Source organism: Pseudomonas sp. EA_105y_Pfl2_R69 (assembly GCF_963970915.1).
Lineage (GTDB): Bacteria > Pseudomonadota > Gammaproteobacteria > Pseudomonadales > Pseudomonadaceae > Aquipseudomonas.
Window position 1 is genome coordinate 77,595 of sequence record NZ_CAXAOO010000002.1, and the last position, 22,334, is coordinate 99,928.

18 protein-coding genes are annotated in these 22,334 nt (G+C 62.9%); 9 read left to right on the forward strand and 9 right to left on the reverse strand.

Features of this window, described 5'->3' with window-relative positions; translation table 11 throughout:
* Window positions 1-40: 40 nt before the first annotated feature.
* Window positions 41-2,488 carry an acyl-CoA dehydrogenase gene (locus AACY13_RS06240; RefSeq protein WP_339460132.1) on the reverse strand — a complete coding sequence of 816 codons (2,448 nt, stop codon included), beginning with the start codon at window positions 2,486-2,488 and terminating at the stop codon, window positions 41-43.
* Between the two features lie 151 nt (window positions 2,489-2,639).
* On the opposite strand from AACY13_RS06240, the gene AACY13_RS06245 reads away from it, so the two are divergent.
* From AACY13_RS06245 to AACY13_RS06265, 5 genes are all read left to right on the forward strand, one after another.
* Window positions 2,640-3,296 carry a transglutaminase-like domain-containing protein gene (locus AACY13_RS06245; RefSeq protein WP_339460133.1) on the forward strand — a complete coding sequence of 219 codons (657 nt, stop codon included), beginning with the start codon at window positions 2,640-2,642 and terminating at the stop codon, window positions 3,294-3,296.
* Window positions 3,297-3,603: 307 nt separating this feature from the next.
* Window positions 3,604-4,536, forward strand: a complete 933-nt coding sequence (locus AACY13_RS06250; RefSeq protein ID WP_339460134.1) for an ABC transporter ATP-binding protein — start codon at window positions 3,604-3,606, stop codon at window positions 4,534-4,536.
* An 11-nt stretch (window positions 4,537-4,547) separates the two neighbouring features.
* Window positions 4,548-5,327, forward strand: coding sequence for an ABC transporter permease (locus AACY13_RS06255; RefSeq protein WP_339460938.1), 780 nt, complete (start codon window positions 4,548-4,550; stop codon window positions 5,325-5,327).
* Window positions 5,328-5,472: 145 nt separating this feature from the next.
* The gene (locus AACY13_RS06260) at window positions 5,473-6,504 is read left to right on the forward strand and encodes an efflux RND transporter periplasmic adaptor subunit (RefSeq protein ID WP_339460136.1); all 1,032 of its coding nucleotides are present in this window, start codon (window positions 5,473-5,475) and stop codon (window positions 6,502-6,504) included.
* On the forward strand, window positions 6,501-9,569 hold the full coding sequence (locus AACY13_RS06265; protein ID WP_339460137.1) for an efflux RND transporter permease subunit: 3,069 nt from the start codon (window positions 6,501-6,503) through the stop codon (window positions 9,567-9,569). Before AACY13_RS06260 ends, AACY13_RS06265 begins: the two co-directional genes overlap by 4 nt.
* A gap of 405 nt (window positions 9,570-9,974) precedes the next feature.
* Here the strand turns inward: AACY13_RS06265 and AACY13_RS06270 are convergent, their stop codons facing one another.
* Window positions 9,975-10,982 (reverse strand): NADP-dependent oxidoreductase, encoded by a 1,008-nt coding sequence (locus tag AACY13_RS06270; RefSeq protein ID WP_339460139.1) that lies wholly within the window; start codon window positions 10,980-10,982, stop codon window positions 9,975-9,977.
* Window positions 10,983-11,208: 226 nt separating this feature from the next.
* On the opposite strand from AACY13_RS06270, the gene AACY13_RS06275 reads away from it, so the two are divergent.
* Window positions 11,209-11,970, forward strand: coding sequence for an SDR family oxidoreductase (locus AACY13_RS06275; RefSeq protein ID WP_339460140.1), 762 nt, complete (start codon window positions 11,209-11,211; stop codon window positions 11,968-11,970).
* Window positions 11,971-12,106: 136 nt separating this feature from the next.
* Here the strand turns inward: AACY13_RS06275 and cysB are convergent, their stop codons facing one another.
* The 4 genes from cysB to AACY13_RS06295 form a co-directional block, all read right to left on the reverse strand.
* Window positions 12,107-13,081 carry an HTH-type transcriptional regulator CysB gene (gene cysB, locus AACY13_RS06280; protein ID WP_339460141.1) on the reverse strand — a complete coding sequence of 325 codons (975 nt, stop codon included), beginning with the start codon at window positions 13,079-13,081 and terminating at the stop codon, window positions 12,107-12,109.
* 171 nt (window positions 13,082-13,252) lie between these two features.
* The gene (locus AACY13_RS06285) at window positions 13,253-13,753 is read right to left on the reverse strand and encodes a universal stress protein (RefSeq protein ID WP_339460142.1); all 501 of its coding nucleotides are present in this window, start codon (window positions 13,751-13,753) and stop codon (window positions 13,253-13,255) included.
* A 366-nt stretch (window positions 13,754-14,119) separates the two neighbouring features.
* Complete coding sequence (locus tag AACY13_RS06290) at window positions 14,120-15,025, reverse strand: 5'-nucleotidase (protein ID WP_339460143.1); 906 nt, start codon at window positions 15,023-15,025, stop codon at window positions 14,120-14,122.
* A gap of 10 nt (window positions 15,026-15,035) precedes the next feature.
* Window positions 15,036-15,983, reverse strand: a complete 948-nt coding sequence (locus AACY13_RS06295; RefSeq protein WP_339460144.1) for a putative 2-dehydropantoate 2-reductase — start codon at window positions 15,981-15,983, stop codon at window positions 15,036-15,038.
* 309 nt (window positions 15,984-16,292) lie between these two features.
* Between AACY13_RS06295 and AACY13_RS06300 the strand changes: the two genes are divergently transcribed.
* Entirely contained in the window at window positions 16,293-16,736 is a 444-nt protein-coding gene (locus AACY13_RS06300) for a PilZ domain-containing protein (RefSeq protein ID WP_339460145.1), read from the forward strand.
* A gap of 413 nt (window positions 16,737-17,149) precedes the next feature.
* The gene (locus AACY13_RS06305) at window positions 17,150-18,226 is read left to right on the forward strand and encodes a 3-deoxy-7-phosphoheptulonate synthase (protein WP_339460147.1); all 1,077 of its coding nucleotides are present in this window, start codon (window positions 17,150-17,152) and stop codon (window positions 18,224-18,226) included.
* Window positions 18,227-18,487: 261 nt separating this feature from the next.
* On the opposite strand, the gene AACY13_RS06310 is transcribed toward AACY13_RS06305, so the two are convergent.
* The 3 genes from AACY13_RS06310 to AACY13_RS06320 form a co-directional block, all read right to left on the reverse strand.
* Window positions 18,488-19,684, reverse strand: a complete 1,197-nt coding sequence (locus AACY13_RS06310) for a benzoate/H(+) symporter BenE family transporter (RefSeq protein ID WP_339460148.1) — start codon at window positions 19,682-19,684, stop codon at window positions 18,488-18,490.
* Window positions 19,684-20,295: a LysE family translocator gene (locus tag AACY13_RS06315; protein WP_339460149.1), complete on the reverse strand. Its 612-nt coding sequence runs from the start codon at window positions 20,293-20,295 to the stop codon at window positions 19,684-19,686. The genes AACY13_RS06310 and AACY13_RS06315 overlap by 1 nt, the downstream gene beginning before the upstream one ends.
* 193 nt (window positions 20,296-20,488) lie before the next feature.
* Window positions 20,489-20,950 carry a MarR family winged helix-turn-helix transcriptional regulator gene (locus AACY13_RS06320; protein ID WP_339460151.1) on the reverse strand — a complete coding sequence of 154 codons (462 nt, stop codon included), beginning with the start codon at window positions 20,948-20,950 and terminating at the stop codon, window positions 20,489-20,491.
* Window positions 20,951-21,061: 111 nt separating this feature from the next.
* Between AACY13_RS06320 and AACY13_RS06325 the strand changes: the two genes are divergently transcribed.
* Window positions 21,062-22,219 (forward strand): aminotransferase-like domain-containing protein, encoded by a 1,158-nt coding sequence (locus AACY13_RS06325; RefSeq protein WP_339460152.1) that lies wholly within the window; start codon window positions 21,062-21,064, stop codon window positions 22,217-22,219.
* Window positions 22,220-22,334: the final 115 nt, after the last annotated feature.

The following is a 22,334-nucleotide window of genomic DNA, read 5'->3' on the forward strand; positions in this document are numbered from 1 at the left end:
AAGTATAAGGCTCGCGTCGCCCGCTGTCCTGTCGGCCTGCTTAGCGGACCTTGCCGGTACCCAGCGTCAACTCCTCCTTGGCGAAATCGTCGACATCGATCACCACTCGGCGCGCCGCCTCGGCCTGCTGCAGCGCGTGGCCTTCTTCGTCGCTCAATACCCCGGCGCTAACCGCGGCTTCGATCAGGCTTTGCCCTGGCAGCGGCTGTACCTGGTCCGCCTTGACGGCTTTGTGCAGCTTTTTCTGCAGCGGTTGTACCTCGCGCAGCAGGTTCATGGCGTATTGCAGGGCACCCACCGGGTCCTGTTCGGCTTGCGGGCGGTAGCAGCCTTCGAGCAGTTCCTCCAGGGCCGGGTCGCCGCTGTTGCGGCCGATGATCTCGGCGATCTGTGCGTCCAGTTCGTCGCTGGGGCCTTTATGGCGACGGCCGAAGGGCAGGACCAGCACGCGCAGGACGCAGCCAAGGATTTTGTTGGGGAAGTTGCCGAGCAGCTCTTCCAGTGCCTGTTCGGCCTTGCTCAGGCTTTCTTCCACGGCCCAGCGCAGCAGGGGCTGGGAATGCTCCGGGTAGCCCAGGTCGTGGTAGCGCTTGAGCGCCGCCGAGGCCAGATACAGGTGGCTGAGGACATCGCCCAGGCGCGCGGACAGGCGCTCGCGGCGTTTCAGTTCGCCGCCCAGCAGCATCATGCTGGTGTCGGCGAGCAGGGCGAAGGCCGCGGCCAGACGATTGAGGGCGCGGAAGTAGGGACGGCTGATACGGTCCCCCGGCACCTGGCTGAAGACGCCCAGGCCGAGGCTGAGCACCAGGCTGCTGGCGGCGTTGCTGACGGCGAAGCCGATATGTTGCAGCAGCAGTTGGTCGAACTCCTGCAGCGCCTGGTCCTGGTCTTCGCGGCCGGCCAGGGCCATTTCCTTGAGTACATAGGGGTGGCAGCGAATCGCCCCCTGACCAAAGATCATCAGGTTGCGCGAAAGGATATTGGCCCCCTCCACGGTGATAAAGATCGGCGCACCCTGCCAGGAGCGGGCCAGGTAGTTGTTGGGGCCCATGACGATGCCCTTGCCGCCGTGCACGTCCATGGCGTGACTGATGCAGTCGCGGCCGCGTTCGGTCAGGTGGTACTTGAGGATCGCCGAGAGCACCGAGGGCTTCTCGCCCAGGTCCACAGCGCCCGCGGTGAGAATGCGCGCGCTGTCCATCAGCCAGGCGTTGCCGCCGATACGCGCCAGGGCTTCCTGGATGCCTTCGAAGGCGGATAGCGGGACGTTGAACTGCTCGCGGATCTGGCTGTACTGGCCGGTGGTCAGGCTGGTGAACTTGGCCGCGCCAGTGCCGACTGCCGGCAATGAGATGGAACGACCCACGGACAGGCAGTTCATCAGCATCATCCAGCCCTTGCCGAGCATTTCCTGGCCGCCGATCAGGTAATCCAGCGGGATAAACACATCCTTGCCGGCGTTCGGGCCGTTCATAAAGGCTGCGCCGAGGGGCAGGTGGCGGCGGCCGATCTCGACTCCAGGCGTTTCGGTGGGTACCAGGGCCAGGCTGATGCCGAGGTCTTCCTCCTCGCCGAGCAGATGCTCGGGGTCATAGGCCTTGAAGGCCAGGCCGAGCAGGGTGGCGACCGGGCCGAGGGTGATATAGCGCTTCTCCCAGTTCAGGCGCAGGCCGATGACTTCCTCGCCTTGCCATTGGCCTTTGCAGATGATCCCGGTATCCGGCATGGCACCGGCGTCGGAGCCGGCCAGGGGGCCGGTGAGGGCGAAGCAGGGGATGTCCTCGCCGCGGGCCAGACGCGGCAGGTAGTGGTCACGTTGCGCGTCGGTGCCGTAGTGCAGCAGCAGCTCGGCAGGACCCAGGGAGTTGGGCACCATCACGGTGGACGCCAGGTCGCCGGAACGGGTGGCCAATTTCATCGCCACCTGGGAGTGGGCGTAGGCGGAAAAGCCCTTGCCGCCGTATTGCTTGGGGATGATCAGGGCGAAGAAGCCATGGCTCTTGATGTGCGCCCAGGCTTCGCCGGGCAGGTCCATCTGCTGGCCGATCTGCCAGTCGCTGACCATGGCGCAGAGGTCTTCGGTGGGGCCGTCGATAAAGGCCTGTTCTTCTTCGCTGAGTTGCGCCTTGGGGTAGGCGAGCAGGGTGTCCCAATTCGGTCGGCCGCTGAACAGTTCGCCGTCCCACCAGACTGTGCCGGCTTCGATGGCATCGCGTTCGGTGGCCGACATCGGTGGCAGCACCCGCTTGAACCAGGCGAACAGCGGTGCGCTGAACAGGCGGCGGCGCTGTTCCGGCAGGGCCAGGGGCAGGGCCACGGCCAGCAGGACCAGCCAGAGCACGGCCATCAGCCAGACGGGGGCATGACTGAAGATACCCATCAGCAGCAGGTAGCCGGCTGTTACACCGAGGGCGGTCCAGGGCGGCGTTCGGCGATGGGCCAGATAGGCCACGCCAAGGACCAGAACGAGTAACCAGATAACGAGCATGAGAATCCTCCGTGATGACAAGGTGCCGAATAACACCTTAGCAAGCTTAGTCGCCGAGTGTGGCGACAAGAGCGGTGAGCTTGGCCGAATCGTCGTGACATGGGCACGATCAGCCGTCTTAGACTGCAGTCACAGTCATGGAGGAAGTCTGATGCGTGAGTACCTCGAGCCCGGCCGCTTCATCGATAGTGACCACCCTGCGCTGGTGGAGTTCGCCGAAAATACCCGGGGTGCCAGTCGCGACCCGCGCCAGCAGGCGATCAGTCTGTATTTGGCGGTGCGCGATCGGATTCGCTACAACCCCTATGTATTCAGTCGTGATCCCGAGAGCCTGAAGGCCAGTCAGGCGTTGCTGGCGGGGGAGAGCTACTGTGTGCCCAAGGCCAATCTGTTGGCCGCCTGTGCCCGGCATTGCGGCATCCCGGCGCGTATCGGCCTGGCCGATGTGCGCAACCACCTGGCCACTGCGCGCCTGCTCGAGTTGCTGCGCAGCGAGGTGTTCGCCATGCACGGCTACACCGAACTGTACCTCGATGGGCGTTGGGTCAAGGCCACGCCGGCCTTCAACGAGGCGCTATGCCGGGTGTTTGGGGTTGCTCCGCTGGAGTTCGATGGCCTGACGGACAGCGTATTTCACCCCTTCAACCAGAAGGGCGAGCGTTATATGGAGTACCTGCACGACCATGGCCAGTTTGCCGATGTGCCGGAGCAGTTGTTCTTCGGCCATCTCGCGAGCTGCTACCCGCACCTGTTCGCCGACGGTGCGCCAGCGCTGATGGGAGATTTTCAGGCGGAGGCCGGTACCTGAGCCGACAAGGTTTCGCACGGTTTCCGATTGCGCCTGTGGCCTGTCGGGGTCACGGGCGTGCGGCTTGCCGGCAGCCTCTGGGGCGTTGTATTGATGGCTTCGATAGACACCATCGAGACAGCGGGGTTTTTTCTTTCCCTGACGCTGTTAGGCTGCGGCCCAGTCATTAACTTGGCCACAGCCTCGGGTTTTGCCGTGAAAGGGCTGCGGCGGCCACCGTGCAGACGCTAGACTTGGCTGGGCCATGCGCTGGCGTCGGGGCGCGGCTTCTTCTCGAATTATCTTCTTATCGGGTGCGCGCATTTTTATGAGTACCGCTCTGTCCATTCGCCAGTTGAGCAAGACCTATGGCAACGGCTTTCAGGCCCTGCACGGCATCGACCTGGATGTCGCCGAGGGCGACTTCTTCGCCTTGCTCGGCCCCAACGGTGCCGGCAAGTCAACCACCATCGGCATTCTTTCCACCCTGGTGACCAAGTCCAGCGGTACGGTCAATGTGTTCGGCCATGATCTGGACAAGCAGCCTTCGGCGCTCAAGCGTTGCCTGGGCGTGGTGCCGCAGGAATTCAACTTCAACCAGTTCGAGAAGGCCTTCGACATCGTCGTGACCCAGGCTGGCTACTACGGCATCCCCGCACGCATCGCCAAGGAACGCGCCGAGCAGTACCTCAACCAGCTCGGCCTGTGGGGCAAGCACAATGTGCCGTCGCGCGAGTTGTCCGGCGGCATGAAGCGCCGCCTGATGATCGCCCGCGCCCTGGTCCATCAGCCGCGCCTGCTGATTCTCGACGAGCCCACCGCGGGGGTCGATATCGAGTTGCGCCGCTCGATGTGGAGCTTTCTCACCGAGCTCAACCAGCAGGGCATCACCATTATTCTCACCACTCACTATTTGGAAGAGGCCGAGCAGCTGTGCCGCAACATCGGCATCATCGACCACGGCCGGATCGTCGAAAACACCAGCATGAAGACGCTGTTGAAGACCCTGCATGTGGAGACCTTCCTGCTCGACCTCAAGGAGTCCCTGTTGGTGCCGCCGCAGCTGATCGGCTACCCCGCGCAACTGCTCGACCATCACACCCTGGAGGTGCAGGTGGACAAGGCGCAGGGCATCACCGAGCTGTTCCACCAGTTGGCCCGGCAGAATGTCGAGGTGCTCAGCCTGCGTAACAAGACCAATCGTCTGGAGGAGCTCTTCGTCTCCCTGGTCGAGAAGAACCTGGTCAAGGAGGCGGTATGAGCACGGCTTATCTGAATAGCGAATTCGCCGCCAACATGGTGGCCCTGCGTACCATTGTTTACCGCGAAATCCGCCGCTTCACCCGCATCTGGCCGCAAACCCTGCTGCCGCCAGCGATCACCATGGTTTTGTACTTCGTCATCTTCGGCAACCTGATCGGCCGGCAGATCGGCGATATGGGCGGCTTCAGCTATATGGAGTACATCGTGCCGGGGCTGATCATGATGTCGGTGATCACCAACTCCTACGGCAACGTGGTGTCGAGCTTCTTCGGCAGCAAGTTCCAGCGCTCCATCGAGGAATTGATGGTGTCGCCGGTGTCACCGCATATCATCCTTACCGGCTATGTGATCGGTGGCGTACTGCGCGGCTTGGCGGTGGGATTTATCGTCACGCTGCTGTCGCTGTTCTTCACCAAGCTGCAGGTCCATCACCTGGGTATCACCGTGCTGGTGGTGCTGCTGACCGCGACCATCTTCTCCCTCGGTGGCTTCGTCAACGCGGTGTTCGCGCGCAACTTCGACGATATCTCGATCATCCCGACCTTCGTCCTGACACCGCTGACCTACCTGGGCGGGGTGTTCTATTCGATCAGCCTGCTGCCGCCGTTCTGGCAGACCCTGTCGCTGGTCAACCCGGTGCTGCATATGGTCAACGCCTTCCGTTACGGCATCCTCGGCGTCTCGGATATCCGCATCGGCGTGGCCGTCGGCTTTATGCTGGTGGCCACCGCGCTGCTGTATGGCGTATGCATCCGTCTGCTGGTGAGTGGTCGCGGTATGCGCCAGTAACGTGGGCTGTCCGGGGGGCTGTTCTCGTCTGATTGCGAGCGTGAATGCAACGGCAACAGACCCTAATATAGGGAAACATGTTTAACGGCTGATTGTCGCGGCCCCGCCGTTAGACTTGGCCTCTACAAGACAATAGGGGTCGTATATGTTTTCCCGTCCGCAGGCGTTTCTCTGCTCGGTCCTGTGGCTGCTCGTTGCGGCCGCTGCGCCGGTATTGGCCAATCAGGGCCCCCTGGTTGAAGTGGTGCAGGCAGAAAAAACCCTGGTGCGCGACGAGTTGATTACCTTCGGCTCCCTGCGTTCGGACGAGTCGGTGATGATCCGTCCGGAAATCCCCGGCCGCCTGGCGGCCCTGCATTTTCGCGAAGGGCAGAGCGTCGAAGCCGGTGCCTTGCTGATCAGCCTGGACGATGCCATTGCCCGCGCGGAGCTGGCCCAGGCCCAGGCCAATCTGTCTCTGGCGGAAAAAAGTCATCAGCGTGTGCAGATGCTGTTCAAGCGCGGTGCCAGCAATGCCCAAGCGCTGGATGAAGCCAGTGCCCAGCAGCAAGCCGCCCGCGCCAGCCTGGCGTTGGCCCAGGCGCGCCTGGACAAGACCCGGATCCATGCACCCCACGACGGGGTTCTGGGTCTGCGCCATGTCAGCCCGGGCGATTATCTGGAGGCGGGCCAGGATATCGTCAACCTGGAGGTGCTCGATCCGCTCAAGGTCGACTTCCGCATTCCGCAGAAGGCGGTCAGCCAGATTCGCCTTCGGCAAACCATCGAAGTCAGCCTCGACGCCTACCCGGGCGAGCGCTTCAGGGGCGCGATCTACGCCATCAATCCGCGTCTGGATGAAGCCGGACGCAGCCAGGCGGTGCGTGCCCATATCGATAATGCCGATGGTCGTTTGAGCCCCGGGCAGTTCGTCAAGGTGTTGGTGATTCTTGCCGAACGCCCCGATGCCCTGGTGATCCCCGAGGAGGCGGTGATGCCGGTAGGCGAGCAATTGCTGGTCAACCTGGTGGTGGACGGCAAGGTCGAGCTGCGCGAGGTCAGGCTGGGCAAGCGCATGGACGGTAAGGTCGAGGTGCGCGAAGGCCTGCTCGGAGACGAAGTCCTGATCAGCGCCGGCTGGCAGAAGGTGCGCGCGGGCATGGCGGTACGCAGCAAGGTGGTGGAGCCCGCACCATGACCCTGTCGGACATCTGCATCCGCCGGCCGGTGTTCGCCACCGTGCTGTCGCTGATCGTGGTGCTGCTCGGCCTGATGGCCTATCAGCGCCTGAGCGTGCGCGAATACCCCAACATCGACGTGCCGATCGTCACGGTCAATGTCAGCTATGCCGGGGCCAGCCCGGAGATCATGGAGTCCCAGGTCGCCCAACCGATCGAGGACGTGCTCTCGGGCATCGAGGGGCTGGATTTCGTCAGTTCCATCAGCCGTTCGGAAAACACCCAGATCACCGCCCAGTTCAAGCTGGGGGCCAACAGCGACGAAGCGGCCAACGATGTGCGCGACCGCCTCGGTCGGGTGCGCGGGCTGCTGCCGGACGAGGTCGACGAGCCCATCGTGCAGAAGGTCGAGGCCGATGCCCAACCGGTGATCTGGCTGGCGTCCTACAGCGAGCGCTACAACGCCATGGAGATCACCGATCTGCTGGAGCGGGTGATCAAGGACCGCCTGCAGACCATCCCCGGCGTCGCCGAGGTGCAGATCCGCGGCGGCCGCACCCTGGCCATGCGTATCTGGCTCGACCCGGAAAAGCTTGCCGCGCACAACCTCACGGTACAGGACGTGGAAGACGCCCTGCGCCAACAGAACGTGGAAATCCCGGCCGGGCGCATCGAGTCGCAAGAGCGCGAATTCACCGTGCTCTCGGAAACCGACCTGAATACCCCGGAGCAATTCAATCAGCTGATTCTCGATGACTCGCAGGGCTACCTGCTGCGCCTGGCCGATGTCGGTTATGCGGCGATAGGCCCGCAAAACGAGCGCAGCATCGTGCGCTTCAAAGGCCGCCCTGCGGTGTCCATGGGGGTGATCAAGCAGGCCACGGCCAACCCGCTGGATATCTCCGACGGCTTGAGCGCGGCCCTGCCGGAGGTGCGTACCCTGCTGCCGGACGGCATGAACCTGGTGGTGGCCCACGACAGCTCGCTGTTTATCCGCGAGTCGATCGACAACGTCTTCATCACCATCTGGGAAGCGGTGGCGCTGGTCATCCTGATCATCTTCATCTTCCTCCGTTCGCTGCGCGCTACCCTGATTCCGCTGGTGACCATCCCGGTGTCGCTGATCGGTGCCTTCGCCCTGATGAGCCTGATGGGCTTCACCATCAATACCCTGACCCTGCTGGCCATGGTGCTGGCCATCGGCCTGGTGGTGGACGACGCCATCGTCATGCTGGAGAACATCCACCGGCATATCGAGGAGGGCATGGCCCCGGTGCAGGCGGCGCTCAAGGGCAGCCGCGAGATCGCCTTCGCGGTGATCGCCATGACCCTGACCCTGGCCGCGGTGTTCACCCCCATCGGTTTTATGCAGGGCAGCACCGGTAAGCTGTTCACCGAGTTCGCCTGGACCCTGGCCGGTGCCGTGCTGGTCTCGGGTTTCGTCGCCCTGACCCTGACCCCGATGATGTGCGCAGTGCTGCTCAAACCGCACCAGGCCGGCGAGCGGCACAACCGGTTGTACAACCTGATCGAGGATTTTCTCAACGCCCTGACCCATGCCTACAAGCGCTTGCTGGCCCGTGCCCTGGCCGTCTGGTGGCTGGTGCTGGGGGTGCTGGTGCTAGCCCTGCTGGCCTGCCTGCTGCTGTTCGCCGGCCTGAAGTCGGAACTGGCACCCACCGAAGACACCAGCACCATCATCGGCGTGTTCAACGGCCCGGACGGTGCCACCATTGGCTACACCGGACGCTATGCGCGGCAGATCGAGGCGGCCTACGAGAGCATTCCGGAGACCAATCGCTATATGGTCATCGCCGGTTTTCCCACCGTGGCCCAGGGCATTTCCTTTATGAAGCTGGAAGACTGGGGCGATCGCTCGCGCAGCCAGTTCGAGATCCGCAACGAGCTGCTACCCAAGTTCCAGGAGATCGCCGGGGTGCGGGCCTTTCCGGTCAACCGGCCGCCGCTCGGGCAGAGCGCACGCAATCAGCCGGTCAATTTCGTGATCCGCTCCTCGCTGGAATATGCCGAGTTGCAGGGCTACGTCGATCAGCTGGTGGACGGCCTGCGCGACTATCCCGGCCTGGAAAGCCTGGACAGCGACCTCAAGCTCAATGCGCCGCAGCTCAAGGTGACGATCAACCGCGAACAGGCGGTGGCGGTCGGCACGGACGTGGCGACCATCGGCCGCAGCCTGGAAAGCCTGTTCGGTAGCCGCCAGGTGACCCGCTTCAAGCAGAACGGCGAGCAGTACGACGTGATGGTGCAGTTGCAGGACGTCGACCGCAGCAACCCGCAGGACCTCGACCGCGTCTATGTGCGCGGCCGCGACGACAGCATGGTGCAACTGTCCAACCTGATCGAGGTGCGCGAAACGGTGGCACCGCGCGAACTCAACCACTTCAACCAGTTGCGGGCGGTGACGGTGAGCGCCAACGTCGGTTCCGGCTACACCTTGGGCGAGGCCCTGGCACACCTGGAAATCACCGCGCGCGGGGTGTTTCCGGCCGAGACCCAGTACGACTACACCGGTACCTCGCGGGATTTCAAGGAGTCCAGCGCCGGTATCGGGCTGATCTTCGCCCTGGCCCTGGCCTTTATCTTTCTGGTGCTGGCGGCGCAGTTCGAGAGTTTCAGCGACCCACTGATCATCCTGTTCAGCGTGCCCCTGTCGATGGCCGGTGCCTTGCTGGCCCTGACCTTGTTCGGCGGCACCCTGAATATCTACTCGCAGATTGGCCTGGTGACCCTGATCGGCCTGATCACCAAGCACGGCATCCTCATCGTTGAATTCGCCAACGTGTTGCTGCGTCAGGGCCATGAACTGCGCGGCGCGGTGATAGACGCCTCGGTCCAGCGCCTGCGGCCGATCCTGATGACCACCGGGGCCATGGTGCTGGGCTCCTTGCCCCTGGCGATCGCCAGCGGTGCGGGGGCGGAAAGCCGTCAGCAGATCGGCCTGGTAATCGTCGGCGGCCTGCTGGTCGGCACTTTCTTCACCCTGTTCGTGATTCCGACCCTGTATCTGCTGCTGCGCCGCTGGCGGCCGCTTAAACAGCAGGAGTTGGAGGTCGCCGAGGCGTAGGGTGCGCCGTGCGAACCACTGCTGTCGCTTCAACCCAGACCGTAGGGTGGATGACGCTTTACCCATCCACCAGCGACGATGGTGGATGAAAAAGGCGTCATCCACCCTACAGGGTTGCGCCGCTGGCGGCCGTTCAAACTGCAGGAAGCGCAAATGGTAGCGTGGTAGGGGCGTAGGATGGGTATCGCGAAGCGATAGCCATGCCGCTCTGATGGGTTACGCCGCGCAGAACATGCTGTCTGCCTGGCACTATCCAAGCGGCTAACCCATCATACGGATTGGCGCCGCGTCAGCCGTAGGGTGGATGACGCTTCATCCATCCACCAACGACGATGGTGGATGAAAAGGCGTCAGCTACGTGCCCCGATCCACCCTACACAATCCTGGTAGCCGGTAAGCGGTGCGTCAGCTCACCTTAAGCACCAGCTTGCCGAAGTTCTCCCCGCTAAACAGCTTGAGCAGGGTTTCCGGGAAGGTCGTAAGGCCTTCGACTATATCTTCCTTGGACTTCAGCTTGCCGCTGGCCAGCCAGCTGCCCATCTCCGCAGCCGCTTCGGCGAAGCGCGGGGCGTAGGTCATCACCACCATGCCTTCCATGCGTGCACTGTTGACCAGCAGTTGCAGGTAATTGGCCGGACCTTTCATGGATTCCTTGTTGTTGTACTGGCTGATCGCGCCGCAGATCACCACCCGCGCCTTGAAGGCCAGACGCGTCAGCACGGCATCGAGGATGTCGCCGCCGACGTTGTCGAAATACACGTCCACGCCCTTCGGACATTCGCGTTTCAGCGCGGCATGCAGGTCTTCGTTCTTGTAGTCGATGGCACCGTCGAAGCCCAGTTCGTCGATCAGGAACTTGCACTTGTCCGCGCCGCCGGCGATGCCGACCACGCGGCAGCCCTTGAGCTTGGCGATCTGCCCGGCAATGCTGCCCACCGCGCCGGCCGCGCCGGAGATCACCACGGTTTCACCGGCCTTCGGCGCGCCGACATCGAGCAGGGCGAAGTAGGCGGTCATGCCGGTCATGCCCAGGGCAGACAGGTACAGCGGCAGTGGTGCGCGCTTGGGGTCGACCTTGTAGAAGCCCTTGGGTTCGCCGAGGAAGTAGTCCTGTACGCCCAGGGCACCGTTGACGTGGTCGCCGACGGCGAAGTCCGGGTGTTGCGAGGCGATCACCTGGCCGACGCCGAGGGCGCGCATCACTTCGCCGATGCCGACCGGCGGGATATAGGACTTGGCATCGTTCATCCAGCCGCGCATGGCCGGATCGAGGGACAGGTAGAGGTTTTTCACCAGGATCTGCCCGGGGCCGGGTTCGCCGATGGCGCTTTCCACATAGCTGAAGGTGTCGCGGCTGGGCAGGCCGATCGGGCGTTGGGCGAGGAGAAATTGGCGATTCAGGTTGGCAGTCATGGTCGTTACTCGGTGAGCGGAAAGACTTGTGATAGCCCCTGCTGGCCCGATGGGCAAGGTTTGCCCTTGGGCCGAATGGCGGTCAATCCATTAGGGTGATAGCGACCCCGGGATCTTAATCATTATTTTGCATGGAGCCATAACCGCTGCCCGAATAGTGCTGCCGCCCGGGGCGCTGCTCTGACTAGACTCGGCACAGACTTTCACGCCTTGCGAGGACACACAGATGAGTTTGAGCTTTTCCGGCCAGGTTGCCCTGGTCACCGGCGCTGCCGCCGGTATCGGCCGCGCGACGGCCCTGGCGTTCGCCAACGAAGGGATCAAGGTAGTGGTTTCCGATGTCGACGTGGCAGGCGGCGAGGGCACTGTCGAACTGATCCGTGCCGCCGGTGGCCAGGCCACTTTCGTACGTTGCGACGTGACCCGCGATGCCGAGGTCAAGGCGCTGATGGACGCCACGCTCGCCGCCTACGGCCGCCTGGACTATGCCTTCAACAATGCCGGCATCGAGATCGAGAAGGGCAAGCTGGCCGATGGCAGCGAGAGCGAGTTCGACGCCATCATGGGCGTCAACGTCAAGGGCGTGTGGCTGTGCATGAAGCACCAGATTCCGCTGCTGCTGGCCCAGGGCGGCGGTGCCATCGTCAACACCGCTTCGGTCGCCGGCCTCGGCGCGGCACCGAAGATGAGCATCTACGCCGCTTCCAAGCACGCGGTGATCGGCCTGACCAAGTCGGCGGCGGTGGAGTACGCGAAGAAGAAAATCCGCGTCAACGCGGTGTGCCCGGCGGTGATCGATACCGACATGTTCCGCCGCGCCTACGAGGCCGACCCGAAGAAGGCCGAGTTCGCCGCCGCCATGCACCCGGTCGGGCGCATCGGCAAGGTCGAGGAAATCGCCACCGCGGTGCTTTACCTGTGCTGCGATAACGCCGCCTTCACCACCGGCCAGGCTCTGGCGGTGGATGGCGGGGCGACGGCGATCTGATCGGTCAAGTTTGACACCCTGCACAAGGGCAGCGTCTAGCTGCCCTTGTGCAGGGTTATGTGCGCTCTATACGCTCGCAACGGTAGGGTGCGCCGTGCGCACCAAGAGCCCGCAGGTTGCGCGGGCGTGCGCGACCTTAGTGAATCGGTAGCTCAACCCCTTCGAACAACTCCTCCAGCTCGATCTTGGTATGGCACTGCACGGCCTTGGCCAGCACGTCGCGGGTCAGGTGCGGGGCGAACTTCTCGATAAAGTCGCACATAAAGCCGCGCAGGAAGGTGCCGCGGCGAAAGCCGATCTTGGTCACGCTAGCTTCGAACAGTTCGCTGGCATCCAGCACCACCAGGTCCGGGTCGAGTTTGGCGTCGACCGCCATCTTGGCCACGATGCCCACCCCCAGACCCAGGCGCACATAGGTCTTGATCACGTCGGCATCGGCGGCGGTGAACACCACCTTGGGCGTCAGGCCGCGATGGCTGAAGGCTTCGTCCAGTTTGGAGCGGCCGGTAAAGCCGAACACATAGGTGACGATGGAGTATTCGGCCAGGGCCTCCAGGGTCAGCTTCGGCAGTTTGCTCAGCGGATGCCCCTGAGGTACCACCACGCAGCGGTTCCAGCGGTAGCAGGGCATCATGATCAGGTCGTTGAACAGCTCCAGGCCTTCGGTGGCGATGGCGAAGTCGACGGTGCCGTCGGCGGCCATTTCGGCGATCTGCATCGGCGTGCCCTGGTGCATATGCAGGGCGACATCCGGGTATTGCTTGATAAAGCTGCTGATCACCGGGGGCAGGGCGTAGCGCGCCTGGGTATGGGTGGTGGCAATCGACAGGGTGCCTTTCTTCTCGTTGGAGAATTCCTGGGCAATCTGCTTGATGCTTTCGACCTTGCGCAGGATTTCCCCGGCGGTGTTGATGATCCGTTCGCCGGCCGGGGTCACCCGCGTCAGATGCTTGCCGCTGCGGGCAAAGACCTCCACGCCCAGTTCGTCCTCGAGCAGACGGATCTGTTTGCTGATGCCCGGTTGCGAGGTGTAGAGGCTCTGCGCTGTGGCGGATACGTTGAGGTCGTGATGCGCGACTTCCCAGATATAGCGCAGTTGCTGAAGCTTCATAAAAGTCCCTCAAAGCTGGTCGGGGCCGTTCAGGTTACCGGCGTGTTTTTATATAACCATATTAATGGTTCAAGCCTTAAATCTAGACCAGATATTTAAATGTGCCGTTTTATTCGCCTCGCACCTGTTGTTAACGCCCTGTCGGTAACCTCGGTGGTTCGTAGTGGCCTGCTATAGCTCTCCGCGGCTGCGGTGTTGCAGCATGGGCACCAGGTAAACCGGCGCTTCGGAGAGCTGCACCAGGCGCGAGGCCGTGCGCCCCAGCGGGATGTCCATATCCGTGCCGTGGCTGTGGCTACCCAGGACCAGCAGGTCCACCCCGAGCTGCTGCATCTGCTCGAGAATCACCAGTGGCGGGTCGCCTTGCACCACGCGTACCGCCTTGATCAGGTCGAGGTCCTGGCAGGTCTCGCCCACTTCGTCGCGAAACCCCTCCAGCACCCGCTGTTCGATACTGGCCATAACCGTACTCAGGCCATTCTTGCGCAGCTCCTTGAGCCTGGCCTCGTCGAGGTAGGTCTGCAGCACCGACTCGGCAAACAGGCCCATGGGTTCCACGGCATGGATCACATAGAGATTGGCATGGAAGGCACGGGTCAGCGCCAGGGCGTGCTGCAGTACATAGGGCGCATAAAGACCCAGATCGGTTGCATAGAGAATCGTGCGGATCATCCGGCCTCCTTGACTGCCTGAGGGGCGGGCCTGATTTGAGCTTAGCAGCGCCTTAGATAAGTCCAAGAAAGCGCCGCTATTGAGGACGAATGGTTATATACGCAGGGACGACTGTGTGAGGCCTTTGTAGGTAGCAGCGCTTAGAACGTGTTTACGATCTCGCGAGCTAGAGCCATACAAGGCGCTACGTTAGTAACAGCCTCCGGCTGGTCAAAACAGGCGAGGAAGCGGAGTTTACTGGTGTAAATGAGCATTACTCGTTTCACTCGCCCTTCGGGTCGCGCTGAAGCGCGTTAGTCGCAGGCGGCCTGCCGAGCCTGTTTTTAACGCAGTAGGGCCGACGCGCAGCAGATCGTAAGCATGTTCTTACGGTTGCGGTTCGTTACTGACGCCATGGGGCACATGGCCGGTGGCGACCACCTCGCGGGCCTTTTCGCAGTGGCCGGCCTGGTCATCGAAGAACACGTCGGCCCCGAAGGTCTCCAGGATCGCGGCTTTTTCCAGGCCGCCGAGGAAGAAGGACTCGTCCAGACGGATATTCCATTCGCGCAGGGTGCGGATCACTCGCTCGTGGGCCGGGGCCGAGCGGGCGGTGACCAGGGCGGTGCGAATCGGGCACTGCTCTTCCGGGAATTCCTGCTGCAGGCGGTGCAGGGCGGCGAGGAAGGGTTTGAACGGGCCGCCACCAAGCAGTTCGCGCGCCGACTGACGTTCGTGGCTCTGGAAGGCCTCCAGGCCGGCCTGCTGATAGACCCGCTCGGACTCGTCGGAAAACAGCACGGCGTCGCCGTCGAAGGCGATCCGCAGTTCGTTGCTGGCCGCGCGCCGGGCACCGCCGGAAAGAATGGTGGCCGCACCGAAACCGGCGACCAGGGCGCTGCGTACGTCTTCGGCGTGGGTGGAGAGAAACAGCTGACAACCGAATGCGGCCAGGTAGGGATCGGGGCTGCGGCCGCCGACAAAGGCGGCGCGGGAGATGCCGAGGCCATAATGCTGAATCGAGTTGAAGGCGCGCAGGCCGGTGTCGGCGCTGTTGCGCGAGACCAGGATCACCTCCACACGTTGTTGTTGCAGGGCCTTGTTGAGGCTCAGGAGTTTTTCCACCAGGGGAAAGGCGTCGCCCGGCGTGAGGATTTCGTCCTCGTGCTCGATCTGGTACTGGCGGTAGGCCTCGACGCCCTGGCTTTCATAGATGCGGTGGCTTTCGCTGAGGTCGAACAGCGCCCGCGAGGAAATCGCCAGCACCAGCTTGTCGCCTAATCCCTTGCTCATGGCGTTGTTCCTATCGCGGACGTTGTTCGAGAAAGCGCAGGGCCTGGTAGAGCATCTCGGTGCGCGGCATGGCGCAGCCCGCCTGTGCGGCGGCGGCCAGGGGCACGGCGTAGATGGCGTGCAGTTCCATGGGCCTGTGCAGGGCAAAGTCGTGGTACATGCTCGGCAGGTAGTCGGGCATACGGTCGGTGGCGGCCAGCAGCTTGCCGGCAAAGCCGGGTGGCAGTTGATGGCCACAGGCGGTGGCGGCGTCCACCACTTCCTGCATGATCGCCTCGATCAGCGTGCGACTGTCGGCATTGCCCATCAGCGCTGTGGTGTCGCTGCCCAGCAGCACGGCCAGGCCGTTGTAGGGCGCGTTCCACACCAGCTTCTGCCAGCGCGCCTGGTCCAGTTCGGCCATGGCGCTGGAGTCCAGGCCCGCCTGTTTGAACATCGCCACGCCGGTATCGAGGATTGCCTGGCGGCTCTCGGCCGCGCTGGCCGGCCCCGAGTGATAGCCCAGGTTGATCGCCCCCAGGGCCTGATGCTCGACCACCCCCGGGGCGCTGCGATGCACGCAGATATAGCAGAGGCCGCCGAGCAGATGCAGGCTGTCCGGCAGCAGCGGGCGCAGTTCCTCCTCAACCCCCAGGCCGTTCTGCAGCAGCACCACCTTGGCCCCGGGCGCGGCGGCCTGGGCGATAGCCGGGGCCAGTTCGGCATTGCTGGTGGTTTTCGCGCCCACCAGCAACCAGTCGCAGGCGGGCATCTCGGCGGCGCTGCGGTAGGCCTGCACCGGTTGCAGGCTCAGGGCACCGTGCACGGCGCTGTTCAGTTGCAGGCCCTGGCGGGCCACCGCATCGAATTCGCTGCGCAGCAGAAAGTGCACGTCGAAGCCGGCGCGGGCCAGCATCAGGCCATAGAAACCACCAATGGCACCGGCACCGATAATGCCGATACGGGGAGACGCATTCATCAAGCAAGCTCCTCAGTTGGGCGCGACAGGGGATTGTCCAGCGCCTGTGTTAAGTCGACGCAACGCAGCTGTATCTACGCTGTGCCATAAAAGTATCGCCAGCACATCCATGGCGGTCGGCTGTGTACCTCTCTGTACCGGCCTACGGCCCTTTAGTGGCAACTGGCACAGCCTATGCTGGTAAATACTCATGGTGAAGTAGTGGGCAGGTTCTGCAGCCGGTCATGGGTATCAAAAGCAGTCAGTTCCAGTGCGTTCACTATACTGTTTCATGTGGTATCAATTTGATGGCATTAGAGGTTGTTTGAGATGCGTCATTTTTTGCGTCATCCCAGTGATATGCCGGTTGAGTTGATTGTTCGCAAGCAGGCCCCCGTGCCGAAGCAGCGCCTGAACAATATCAGTCTCGGTGGTGTGGCATGCAATTCCAAACGGGCTTTTCGACGGGGTACTGCGGTGGAGTTGCGCATCCCGGTGTTTGGCGAGTATGCCCGCTATCCCGGCGTGGTGGCCTGGTGCCGCAAGCAGGTGGAGGGTTATCTGGTCGGTATCGCCTTTGTCGACGAGGACACCCTGTTCCGCGCGCGGATGGTCGAGCAGGTCTGTCAGATTGAGCATTACCGCCACCAGCGCGAGCTGGAGTTGGGCTGCGCTCTTAGCGCCGAGGTCATTGCTCAGGAATGGATCGCCCAGCATGCCGTGGAGTTCTCCCAGGCAAGTCTGAACAGCGATTTTTCCTCTCGGGGCGCTTAACAGGCGGTTGAAAATGTAGGCGAGGCCGCCGAGACAAGGCAAAAACAGGCGAGAAACGCAGCATAGCGAAGTAACAGCCAACGGCTGGCCCGAAGGGTGAGCGAAGCGAATCAAGCGGACTGGGCTCGCACGCGAGTTTACGAGCTGTAAATGAGCATTTCCCGCTTCACTCTCCCTACGGGCCGCGCTGAAGCGCGTTAGCCAAAATCGGCTTGCCGAGCTGTTTTTAACGGCGTATGGGCAACCTAGGTAGTTGTCAACGGCCGGTTAACGAGCTGAGGCCCATTGTCGAGTCAGCCCGTACGCGCTAAGGTTCGGCTTCCCCGCTGTGCTCCTATTGCTGTGCTCCGCCACACGGGGATCGCTGGCGGCCGGCACCCGTGACCTGATGACTCTGACTGATGAATAGCACGATGGCTGATTTACCGATTGATGACCTGAACGTTGCCTCCAACGAGACCCTGATAACCCCGGCCCAGCTCAAGCGTGAAATTCCGCTGACCGAGACTGCGCTGCACACGGTTGCCAGCGGTCGTGAGGTGATCCGCAATATCCTCGATGGCAAGGACCATCGCCTGTTTGTGGTGGTGGGGCCCTGCTCGATCCACGACATCAAGGCCGCCCACGAATATGCCGAGCGCCTCAAGGCCTTGGCCGCCGAGGTGTCGGACAGCCTGTATCTGGTCATGCGCGTGTATTTCGAGAAGCCACGGACCACGGTCGGCTGGAAAGGCCTGATCAACGACCCGTTCCTGGATGACTCGTTCAAGATTCAGGACGGTCTGCATATCGGCCGCCAGCTGCTGCGCGACCTGGCGGAAATGGGCCTGCCCACCGCCACCGAGGCCCTCGACCCGATCTCCCCGCAGTACCTGCAGGACCTGATCAGCTGGTCGGCGATCGGCGCGCGCACCACCGAATCCCAGACCCACCGCGAGATGGCCTCCGGCCTGTCCTCGGCGGTTGGCTTCAAGAATGGCACCGATGGCGGCCTGACCGTGGCCATCAACGCCCTGCAATCGGTTTCCAGCCCGCACCGTTTCCTCGGCATCAACCAGGAAGGTGGTGTCTCCATCGTCACCACCAAAGGCAATGCCTACGGTCACGTGGTGCTGCGCGGCGGCAACGGCAAGCCCAACTACGACTCGGTCAGTGTTGCCGTTTGTGAGCAGGAACTGACAAAAGCCGGCATACGCCCCAACATCATGGTCGATTGCAGCCACGCCAACTCCAACAAGGACCCGGCCCTGCAGCCGCTGGTGATGGACAACGTCGCCAACCAGATTCTCGAGGGCAACCAGTCCATCGTCGGTCTGATGGTGGAAAGCCACCTGGGTTGGGGCAACCAGTCGATTCCCAAGGACCTCAGCCAGCTCAAGTACGGCGTATCCGTGACCGATGCCTGCATCGACTGGGAAAGCACCGAGAAGACCCTGCGCAATATGCACGCCAAACTCAAGGACGTGCTGCCCAAGCGCCAGCGCGGCTGATTGCGTCAGCTGTAACAAAAACGGGCTTATGCGTTATGCATAAGCCCGTTTTTGTTGGCGATGTGCCAATAACCTGTTGTGCTCGGCTCTCGCCACTGAGTCTGAGATGGCCTGGGTCTGTAGGGTGCGCTGTGCGCACCAGTCACTTATTGCCTGTTTCGGTGCGCACCGCGCACCCTACTCATGGAGGCTTCTGCTCAAAACGTTCAGGCAATGAGCCCGCAGTCCGTAGGGTGGGTTGAGCGCAGCGATACCCATCAATCAGGCGTCCCGCTTGCCCCAGTTAAGAATCGCCAGGGTTAGCAAGCCTGCAACAATCCCCCAGAAGGCCGAGCCCACGCCGAACAGGGTCATGCCCGAGGCGGTCACCAGAAAGGTGATCAGCGCCGCTTCACGTTCATTGGGTTCGCTCATGGCCTGAGTCAGGCCGCCGATGATCGAGGCGAACAGCGCAAGCGCCGCGATGGACAGGATCAAGGCCTTGGGCAGCGCGCTGAACAGCGCGGCCAGGGTGGCTCCGAAAATCCCCGCGATACCGTAGAACAGCCCACACCAGATGGCCGCGGTGTAGCGCTTTTGCGGGTCTTCGTGGGCCTCGGGGCCGGCGCAGATCGCCGCGCTGATGGCTGCCATATGGATACCGTGGCTGCCGAAGGGGGCCAGCAGCATGGAGGTCAGGCCGGTTGTGGTGAGCAATGGGCTGGCTGGCACGTCATAGCCGTTGGCCCGCAGTACAGCCATGCCCGGCAGGTTCTGCGAGGCCATGGCGACGATAAACAGCGGAATGCCGATGCTGATCGCCGCGGCGAAGGAAAAGCTCGGCGTGGTCCATTCCGGCACGGCCAACTGCAACTCGAAGTGCTGAAAATTGAGCAGGCCGAAGAGCCCGGCCAGCACGCTGCCGACAATCAGTGCGCTCAGTACCGCATAGCGTGGCGACAGGCGTTTGCCGAACAGATAGGCCAGCAGCATGGCCACCACCAGCAGTGGTTGCTGCTCGGCGGCCACGCAGATTTCCAGGCCGATCTTGAACAGCACCCCGGCCAGCAGAGCGGCGGCGATGGAGGCGGGGATACGCCGCATCAGGCGGTCGAAGGTGCCGGTCAGGCCGATCAGCACGATCAGCGCCGAGGCGAAGATATAGGCACCGATGGCCTCGCTATAGGGCACCCCGGGCAGGCTGGTGATCAGCAGCGCCGCCCCCGGCGTGGACCAGGCGATCATCACCGGCGCGCGGTAGCGCAGCGACAGGCCGATGCTGGTCAGCGCCATGCCGATCGACAGCGCCCAGATCCATGAGGCGATCTGCCCGCTGCTCAGGCCGGCGGCCTGGCCGGCCTGGAACATCAGCACCAGGGAGCTGGTGTAGCCGGTAAGCATGGCGATAAAACCGGCCACTACCGCCGAAGTGGAGGTGTCTGCCAGTGGCCGTAAACGCGGTTGAGACAGGTCGTGCATCAGAGCAATCCGGTGTCGGCGAAGATGGGGTAGAGCGAGGCTACCAGCAGCAGGGCCATGCCGATATTGAACACGCGCAGGGCGCGGGCGTTGTTCAGCCAGTTGCGCAGCAGGCTGCCGGCCACCGTCCACAGACCCACGCTGGGGCAGTTGACCAGGGCGAAGAGTGCCGCAATCAGCAGCACATTGACCACGAAATTCTCCTGCGGGGTATAGGTGGTGATCGCGCCGATGGCCATGATCCAGGCCTTGGGGTTGACCCACTGGAAGGCCGCCGCCTGGAGGAAGGTAAAGGGCTTGCCCACCGGCTGCTCGCCATGTTGCGGCGCGCCGGAGCGGGCGATCTTCCAGGCCAGATACAGCAGGTAGGCCGCACCCAGGTAGCGCAGCAGGCTGTGCAGCAGTGGTACCTGCTCGAACAGCTGGCCGAGACCCAGGCCCACCGAGGCCACCAGCAGCATAAAGCCCAGGCTGATGCCGAACATATGCGGCAGGCTGCGGCGCAGACCGAAGTTCACCCCACTGGCCAGCAGCATCATATTGTTCGGTCCCGGCGTCACCGAGGTAACGAAGGCAAAGGCGATAAAGGCGATCAGCAGTTCGGTGGTCATGGCGGCGGCACTCGGGGTCAGTGCTGCTCAGCCTAAGGGGCGCGGGGCGGGGCGTCGCGGTACAGCGGGGCGGGCAATGGGCATAACAGTTTCAAAGTGTTTGCATAAAACACCGGTACAGTTTCTCTGGAGCAGCAATACAGTTGGCCTGCTAGTGACCGTAGGGTGCGCCGTGCGCACCAGCCATTACGCGTTATGGAGGCGTGCCGCGTTCTGAGTCCAGGCCCTTGCCGGCCAGCGCCTGGTTGACCTGGAGCCAGCCCTGCACCGCGTCGTCACCCACTTCGCCGAAGGCCCGCTGCAGCAGCCTGGCCTGTTCGCGGCGCAGTGCCTGTTCCAGCTTGGCTCCTTCGGCGCTAAAACCGAGCAGGCGTTTGCGCTTGTCGTCCGCGGCTGCCAGGCTCTGCACCAGGTCCATCTCCAGCAACTGGCGCAGCGGCGTGTTGAGCGCCTGCTTACTCACCCCCAGATAGCCCAACAGCTCTTTTATGCTCAGTCCCGGGTATTTGGCGATAAAGAACAGGATGCGGTGATGCACCCGCGACAGGCCGCGGCGCGCCAGCATTTCGTCGGCCTTGGCGGTAAACGCCTGGTAGCCGAAGAAGAAGGCTTCCATGGCGGTTTGCTGAGTGATTGTGCTTTTGAGATCCAGCATTAAGGTCAAGCCTATTGACGTATCTGCGGTGGTCGTCGTAGTTTCAGGCAAACAGAGTTTCGGTCAAACAGTTTGACCTATTTTTATTTGCCTTTGCTACCGGTGATCTCCATGGCCTTCTCCGAACGCGTCGCCCGCCTGAAAAGCTCCCTGATCCGTGAAATCCTCGCCGCGGCGCAGCGTCCGGAAGTCATGTCCTTTGCCGGCGGCCTGCCCGCCGAACCCATGTTGCCCAAGGTCGAGTGGGCCGAGATGCCGGCGAGCATGGGCCAGTACGGCATGAGCGAAGGCGAGCCGGCGCTGCGCGAGGCGATTGCCGCCGAGGCTCGCGCCCTGGGCGTGCCCTGCGATGCCAGCCAGGTGCTGATCGTCAGCGGTTCGCAGCAGACCCTCGATCTGGCCAGCAAGCTGTTTATCGATCCGGGCACCGAAGTGCTGCTCGAGGCACCGACCTACCTGGCCGCGCTACAGGCTTTCCAGCTGTTCGGTGCCGATTGCATCGCTGTGCCCCAGGAAGCCGATGGCCCGCAGATCGACGCCCTGCGCCAGCGCCTGGAGAACCACAAGCCGGCCTTCGCCTATCTGATTCCGACCTTCCAGAACCCCTCGGCGGTGCGCTACAGCGAGGCCAAACGCGATGCGGTGGCGGCGCTGCTCGACGAGTTCGGCGTGACCCTGATCGAAGACGAACCCTATCGCGAGCTGGTGTTCGACGAGGGCAGCGCCACGCCTATCGTCAGCCGCCTGCACAAGGCCAGCTGGATCTACACCGGCACTGTGTCCAAGACCCTGCTGCCGGGCCTGCGCGTCGGTTACCTGATCGCCACCCCGGATCTGTTCCCTTACCTGCTGCGCCTCAAGCAGTCGGCGGACCTGCACACCAACCGCATCGGCCAGTGGCAGGCGCTGCAGTGGCTGGGCAGCGAGAAATACCGCGGCCATCTGGCCGAGCTGCGCGATTTCTACCGCATCCGCCGCGATGCCATGCAGGCGGTGCTGGAGGAGCATTTCAGCGACCTGGCCGACTGGCAGGTGCCGCAGGGCGGATTGTTCTTCTGGCTGACCCTCAAGCAGCCGTTGGACACCCGCACCTTGCTGGCCCCGGCCCTGGCGCAGAACGTGGCCTTTATGCCGGGCGAGCCGTTCTTTATCGACCCCGACCAGCACCCGGGGCATTTGCGGCTTAACTTCAGCCACGTCGCCCCGGAGCGTCTGGGCGAAGGTCTCAAGCGTCTGGCCGAGGTCATTCGCCAGGCCCAGGCACTTTAGAGCGTTGATAAACCTGTAGGAGCCCGGGGGACGCCTAGTCCTTGCTGGCGATCGGCTGTGAGCGAAAGCATCGCCAGCAAGCTGGCTCCTACCAAGAGCAAATCGGTCGAGGAGG